Below are 6,786 nucleotides of genomic sequence, written 5' to 3' on the forward strand. Positions count from 1 at the left end.
CAGCAGGTTCCCTACAAACCTGCTGCTAGACCATTAGCTTTGGATAGTTACCTTAGCTAGTTTTTCATAGTGCAGAGCAAGTGCACTGTGGTCTTTCGTTTCAAGACCGTCAGCTTTAAGCGCTTGCATCATTTCCATTACTTGTGCAGTAAGAGGAAGTTGTGCGCCCACACCGTGAGAAGTGTCTAACGCGTTTGCAAGGTCTTTAATGTGAAGGTCGATACGGAAACCTGGTTCGAAGTTGCGGTTAAGTACCATTGGTGCTTTAGCGTCTAAAACAGTACTGCCCGCTAGGCCGCCACGAATTGCTTGGTAAACTAATTCAGGGTTTACACCCGCTTTCGTCGCAAGAGAAAGAGCCTCAGACATTGCTGCGATGTTCAGTGCCACGATTACTTGGTTTGCAAGTTTAGTTACGTTGCCTGCACCGATATCACCAGTGTGAACCACTGAGCCAGCCATCGCTTTCATTACATCGTAGTACTTATCAAATACTGCTTTGTCGCCACCAACCATGACAGAAAGAGTGCCGTCGATAGCTTTTGGTTCACCGCCACTCACTGGCGCATCAAGCATTAGAACGCCTTTCTCAGCTAAACCTTTTGCGATTTCTTGGCTAGCTAAAGGAGCAATTGAACTCATGTCGATAAATACAAGACCTGGTTTTGCACCGTCTGCTAAGCCGTTTTCACCTAACGCTACTTCTTTTACGTGTGGTGAGTTAGGAAGCATAGTGATTACAACATCACACTGCTCTGCCACTGCTTTAGGCGAAGTCGCTGATACCGCGCCAGCATCTGTTAGCTCTTTAACCGCTACTTGGTTGCGGTCTAGTACAACTAATGAATAACCCGCTTTAAGTAGGTTTTTACTCATTGGTTTGCCCATGATGCCTAGGCCAATAAATCCGATTTTCATAACTATTCCTCTTCGCCCTTATTCACTTAAAAATTTTTGACACAATGCCTGTGTCGCTGCTTTAAACACACCTAGGTCACTACCAACTGCGACTAGGTTCGCGCCCCACTCAAGGTAACGCTCTGCGTCTGCTTGAACTGGAGCCAAAATACCGACTGATTTACCAACCGCTTGCGCTTTTTCAAATACGGTCTTAATCGCTGCTTGCACATCTGGGTGACTTGCATTGCCTAAATGACCCAACGCGGCTGCCAAGTCACTTGGCCCAACAAACACACCATCCAAACCTTTTACCGCTAGAATATCGTCAAGGTTGTCTAAGCCTTCTTGGCTTTCGATTTGAACCACAACACAGATGTTCTCGTTGATGTTTTTGAAGTAATCGGTAATCGTGCCGTACGCATTGCTACGGTGACCAACAGATACGCCACGAATGCCTTCTGGCGGATAACGAGTAGACGCAACTGCAAGTTCTGCTTGTTCTTTGGTTTCAACAAAAGGAACGATGAAGTTGTAGAAACCGATATCCAATAAACGTTTAAGTACGATTGGGTCATTCACTGGTGGACGAACTACTGGCACGCTACGGCTGTCTTTCAATGCCATTAGCTGTGGGATGAAGGTTTGCACGTCGTTCGGAGCGTGCTCGCCATCCAGAAGGATGAAGTCAAAACCCGCTAAACCAAGGATCTCAGTGGTAATTGGGCTCGCTAAAGCACTCCAACAACCAATGCGTTTTTCTTGATTGATCATCGCGCGTCTAAAGTGATTTGGATAAATGTTTTCATTCATGTAACTTTCCTCTACCTGCGCTTATCGAACCAAGCACGGTCTTTTGTTGTCGAATTTCCAGTTAGGGACAAGGTACTGCATACCGATGGAATCATCGCGTCCCCCTAACCCCATGTTCTTGTAAAGCTCATGCGCTTTTTCCACTTGAGCCATGTCGATTTCGATACCCAAACCAGGTTTGTCCGGCACCGTGATAAAGCCACCTTGAATCTTCAATGGCTCTTTTGTTAAACGTTGATTACCTTCCTGCCAGATCCAATGTGTATCTAAGGCAGTGATCTCTCCGGGTGCGGCGGCGGCAACTTGCGTAAACATCGCCAAGGAAATATCAAAATGGTTGTTCGAGTGAGAGCCCCACATCAGCCCCCATTCGTGGCACAACTGCGCAACGCGCACTGAGCCTTCCATCGTCCAAAAATGCGGATCAGCCAATGGAATGTCGACCGCTCGCAGCGAAATCGAATGTCCAAATTCACGCCAATCCGTCGCCACCATGTTAGTTGCTGTTGGGATACCCGTTGCGCGACGAAACTCAGCCATCGTCTCGCGCCCTGAATATCCAGGTTCAGCCCCACATGGGTCTTCGGCGTACGCCAACACATTTCTCAAACCTTTCCCGATTCGAATGGCTTCCTGCAAAGACCAAGAGCCATTCGGATCGATCGTCACTCGTGTATCTGGGAATCGACTTGCTAATGCGCAGATTGCATCAGCTTCCTCATCAGGGCGGAAAACACCGCCCTTCAGCTTAAAATTACTAAACCCATATTTGTCGAACGCCGCTTCCGCTAAGCGAACAATACCGTCCGACGTTAATGCTTCTTCGTGACGAATACGGTACCAATCACAACTGTCATTAGGCTGACTTTGATATGGCAGATCCGTGTTGTTACGGTCACCAACAAAAAATAGGTAACCCAACATTTCGACTTTATCGCGTTGCTGACCTTCTCCAAGCAGCGCGGCTACCGGAACGTTTAGCGCTTGCCCTAAAAGGTCGAGCATTGCTGACTCAATTGCTGCTACTGCATGAATCGTGGTTCGCAAATCGAATGTCTGTAAACCACGACCCGCTGCGTCGCGTTCTGAGAACGCATTTCGGACTTCGTTCATGATGTTTTTGTATTCACCGATACTGCGGCCAACCACAAACCCACGTGCGTCCTCTAACGTTTTGCGAATGTTCTCACCACCCGGTACTTCACCTAATCCGGTGTTGCCCAAGTTGTCCTGCAAAATCACAATGTTGCGAGTGAAGTAAGGGGCATGTGCACCACTTAGATTCAGTAGCATGCTGTCATACCCTGCAACAGGGATTACCGTCATACTCTCGACCATTGGCATAAACTTCGCAGGACTCATCACATTCACCGTACGTTACGCAGTTTTACTTACTTTTTTGTTTTTGCTTGATTTGAATGCCGAGCGAATCGTATATCCAACTGAAGCCAGAATGATTACCCACAAGAACATCGCAATTGGGCTCTTAGTAACGAAGATAGATAGATCACCGTAAGACTCGATACTCTTCACGAAGTACACTTCTGCCGATTTACCCAAGATGAAGCCAATGATGAATGGCACCACTTCCAATCCAATCTTCGAAGCCAACACACCAAAGATGCCGAACAACACTAGTGTCCATACATCGAACATCACGCCGTAGTTGATTGCGTATGCGCCGATAACACACATCATCACGATGATTGGATACAGAATGTATTTAGGAATCAGTACTACCTTCGCAACGTAGCGGATAGCGAAGAACATGATTGCGAACATCACAAAGTTAGCGAAGAACAATGAGATGATCATGAAATCCCAAGTTTCTAGGTTTTCATTGATGAACAATGGACCAACCTGAATACCTTGCAGTGTAAATGCACCAATCAGAACCGCTGTTGTTGAGTCTCCAGGGATACCCAGTGATAGAAGCGGAATTAACGCACCACCTGTAAGGCCGTTGTTTGCTGATTCAGAGGTAATGATGCCCTCAGGTGCACCTTTACCCATTTGGTCAGGGTTTTTAGAAATGTTCTTTTGCTGTGTATAAGCAAGCACTGACGCCGCACTACCACCGATACCTGGAAGCAGACCAACGAATGTACCAATTGAAGAAGAACGAATTAGGTTGAAGAATTGACCTTTAAATACAGACCAGTTGAACTTTTGTTTCGAATCCAACTTGATCATGTCGCTCGTTACATCATCGTCAGACTTCTTATTTAAACAAGCAACGATAATAGAAGACAGACCGAACATACCAATAAGTACTGGCAGTAGCGAGAAACCGAAACTTAATTGGTCTTCAAACGCTTGTGGCATTAAGCGGTATTCGCCGTTACCACCAACAGAGATATCGTAAGCACCAATTAAAGCAACTAATACACCTAACAGACCACTGAAAATACCCATCAACATGTTTTTAGACAGAGACGAGATAACCGTCAGAGCCAAGAAAATAAGCAGGAATTTTTCAACAGTAGAGAATTTAATTGCAAAGTTCGCAAGGAACGGAGCAAAGAAATAAAGAACGATTGCACTAAATAAACCACCGAAAAGTGAAGACGCAACAGCAATTTTCAATGCGCTTTCACCCTGACCTTTCTGGGCCATCGGATAGCCATCAAAAGTGGTGGTAATAGAAGAAGGTGTACCCGGAATATTGATCAGTACCGCTGGTACCAAACCACCAGATATACCACCAACATAAAGACCAAGTAGTAGAGCTAAACCGTCAGTTAAGCCAAGTGAATAAGTTAAAGGTAGACAAACCGCTACAGCAAGTGTTGCTGTCATACCCGGAATGGCACCGAAAATAATACCTATTAATACGCCAATCGAACTTAAGAAAAACATATTAATAGACAAATGTGACAATATTTCCATAAGAAGTTCCACATTCAAGTTTTTGTTTCAAATAAAAATTTTAAGGAAGTGTAATTCCAAAAATTTGACCTAACACTACCCAGGCAATTACTGGAGATACAACCGAGTTAATGGTTATATATATAATTTTTCTTTTGTTGATTTCTTTTTCGATTAGTAAAGGGATACAGAACAGAAAAGGAATAGTTGTAATTAAAAATGCATACCCTGTATTTGGAAATGCTTCACCTAAAGCTTCCATCACCAAGATATAAACACTGATCAACGCCAAAAATAGGTACGCTTTGTAGTTTTCATGATTCAGAATTGATTTCATTGAAAAACCAGCAACGCTTTTCGCAATTGTTTTTCTTTCTTTCACCAAGATAATCGCGAATAAAACAAGGATACACGTGATCACTATCTTGGGAAAAAACCAATGCGATTCTGCAAAATCGATACTCACATTTAGCATAGCATTTTCCTTATGTAGGGTAATTTAAGAACTTTGGATGTGAATAGTATGGAGGATAGCGTTTAGCTTCGCTTTATTCATTTGTACAAAAAAACAAGTAAGTTGACTGTTTTTTTTGTACAAACAAACAAGCCAGTGTGACCGCAATACAATGCTGTTAAGTTATTGTTTTTAAACGATTAAATAATTAAACAAAAAGCCTATTACCTTTAACACCGGTTTTTGGAGATTTGTACAAATGTAATCCAACACATCACAAAGCCTTGCTGCTCATAAGCGGACAAACATCTCTTCACATAAAATAGGGAAAACTCTATTTAATGTGGCTTATATGAAATCGATATCCGTTAGATACTCTGTTGTATTTTTGCTTATGCTAGTCACCACCATTTTCTTTGGTGGGAGATCGATATTATCGATATCAGGTGGTGACTTAAGTAAGGATTTAGAACTCTCAACTGTTCAGCTTGGTTATTTGTTTTCCTCATTTTCTGTGACCTATGTACTATTTCAGATACCTTGCGGCCTGCTATTGGACAAAATTAAAACAAAATATCTATATCTCTGTTTCTTAATATTCTGGTCAGTAGTCAGCTTAGGCACATTCTTCGTTACGTTTATTCCAAACTCATTCTTCATTTTCCCTGCCCTAATAGTATTTCGTTTATTAGCAGGATTATTTGAAGCGCCTATTTTTCCAGCTAACAGCCGAATCGTTTCCGGTTGGTTTCCAAAACATGAAATATCTTTCGCCTCTGCGATATTTGCATCTTCACAATATCTGTCGATTTTTGTCTGTTCCCCCATCATCGCTTGGGTAACCTACCATCAAGGGTGGCAGTTTAACTTTCTCTACCTTGGGTCAGCAGCATTGTTACTAGGGATAGTTTTGAAGTATTGGCTGCATAGCCCAAAAGACCACCCTTTTATTTCGCAATCAGAACTGGATTATTTAGATCAGCACCTAGCTGTGAAAACAGCGAGCGCCAACGTTGAGCAATCGAGTGTACGTGAACGGATCACTTTCCTTTTGACCAACAGAACTATGTTAGGTGTTTGTCTTGGACAATACTGCATGAACGCAATTACCTTTTTCTTCCTAACTTGGTTTCCTCTCTATCTTATTGAAGTAAAAGGTATGTCTTTAGTAAGTGTGGGAATAATGGCTTCCATACCAGCATTATTTGGCTTCTTTGGTAACCTCTGTGCAGGGTTAGTCTCTGATCGTATGGTTAAACTTGGCTTTTCAATTGCGAAGGCACGTAAACTGCCCATCATCGTGGGTATGATGTTCTCAACTTTCATGCTCTTTTCGCTTTTCACCGATTCACCAGTATTGATTGTGGTGTTTATGTCATTTGCATTTTTCGGTAAAGGATTCAGTTCGCTAGGCTGGACCATCGTAGCGGATATCGCGCCAAAGCCTCTTTATGGCTTGTGCGGCGGTATTTTCAATACTGCGGGAAATCTTTCTGGCATTATCACTCCCGTTATCATCGCCTACCTAATTGATATGACTGGGCTTTTCGATATGGCGGTGTACATTACTGGTTTACATGCACTGATTGCTATCGCTTGCTTCGTCTGGTTTGTGGGGGATTTGGATAAAATTGAATACCCAGCTTGCTCTAAGGCAAAGGGTTATTCGGTCAGTTAATCCCATAGATAGATTCAAGTTAGTGTGCTTCTTGCTTGCCAATTGGTTTTCTTACCATGTAAAAATCCACCTGCAT

6 protein-coding genes are annotated in these 6,786 nt (G+C 43.1%); 1 reads left to right on the forward strand and 5 read right to left on the reverse strand.

Annotated features, from left to right (window positions below; all coding sequences use genetic code 11):
- Positions 1–33 precede the first annotated feature (33 nt).
- Genes garR through ACOSVQ_RS20295 form a run of 5 tightly spaced genes read right to left on the reverse strand, consistent with a single transcriptional unit; the run spans position 34 to position 5,053 of the window.
- On the reverse strand, positions 34–918 hold the full coding sequence (garR, locus tag ACOSVQ_RS20275) for a 2-hydroxy-3-oxopropionate reductase (protein WP_491984241.1): 885 nt from the start codon (positions 916–918) through the stop codon (positions 34–36).
- Between the two features lie 18 nt (positions 919–936).
- A complete protein-coding gene (gene garL / locus ACOSVQ_RS20280; protein ID WP_042481436.1) occupies positions 937–1,710 on the reverse strand; it encodes a 2-dehydro-3-deoxyglucarate aldolase in 774 nt (257 codons plus the stop codon).
- Between the two features lie 21 nt (positions 1,711–1,731).
- On the reverse strand, positions 1,732–3,072 hold the full coding sequence (locus tag ACOSVQ_RS20285) for an enolase C-terminal domain-like protein (RefSeq protein ID WP_491984242.1): 1,341 nt from the start codon (positions 3,070–3,072) through the stop codon (positions 1,732–1,734).
- Between the two features lie 15 nt (positions 3,073–3,087).
- The gene (locus tag ACOSVQ_RS20290) at positions 3,088–4,599 is read right to left on the reverse strand and encodes a tripartite tricarboxylate transporter permease (protein WP_491984243.1); all 1,512 of its coding nucleotides are present in this window, start codon (positions 4,597–4,599) and stop codon (positions 3,088–3,090) included.
- Positions 4,600–4,639: 40 nt separating this feature from the next.
- Positions 4,640–5,053: a tripartite tricarboxylate transporter TctB family protein gene (locus ACOSVQ_RS20295; RefSeq protein ID WP_491984244.1), complete on the reverse strand. Its 414-nt coding sequence runs from the start codon at positions 5,051–5,053 to the stop codon at positions 4,640–4,642.
- A 373-nt stretch (positions 5,054–5,426) separates the two neighbouring features.
- On the opposite strand from ACOSVQ_RS20295, the gene ACOSVQ_RS20300 reads away from it, so the two are divergent.
- Positions 5,427–6,710 carry an MFS transporter gene (locus ACOSVQ_RS20300; protein ID WP_491984245.1) on the forward strand — a complete coding sequence of 428 codons (1,284 nt, stop codon included), beginning with the start codon at positions 5,427–5,429 and terminating at the stop codon, positions 6,708–6,710.
- Positions 6,711–6,786 lie beyond the last annotated feature (76 nt).

It is taken from the genome of Vibrio sp. HM8-C (assembly GCF_058630515.1).

Bases quoted from the DNA above. Each gene is read 5' to 3' on its own strand.
- garR (WP_491984241.1), bottom strand. From the start codon at position 918: ATGAAAATCGGATTTATTGGCCTAGGCATCATGGGCAAACCAATGAGT.
- garL (WP_042481436.1), bottom strand. From the start codon at position 1,710: ATGAATGAAAACATTTATCCAAATCACTTTAGACGCGCGATGATCAAT.
- ACOSVQ_RS20285 (WP_491984242.1), bottom strand. From the start codon at position 3,072: ATGAGTCCTGCGAAGTTTATGCCAATGGTCGAGAGTATGACGGTAATC.
- ACOSVQ_RS20290 (WP_491984243.1), bottom strand. From the start codon at position 4,599: ATGGAAATATTGTCACATTTGTCTATTAATATGTTTTTCTTAAGTTCG.
- ACOSVQ_RS20295 (WP_491984244.1), bottom strand. From the start codon at position 5,053: ATGCTAAATGTGAGTATCGATTTTGCAGAATCGCATTGGTTTTTTCCC.
- ACOSVQ_RS20300 (WP_491984245.1), top strand. From the start codon at position 5,427: ATGCTAGTCACCACCATTTTCTTTGGTGGGAGATCGATATTATCGATA.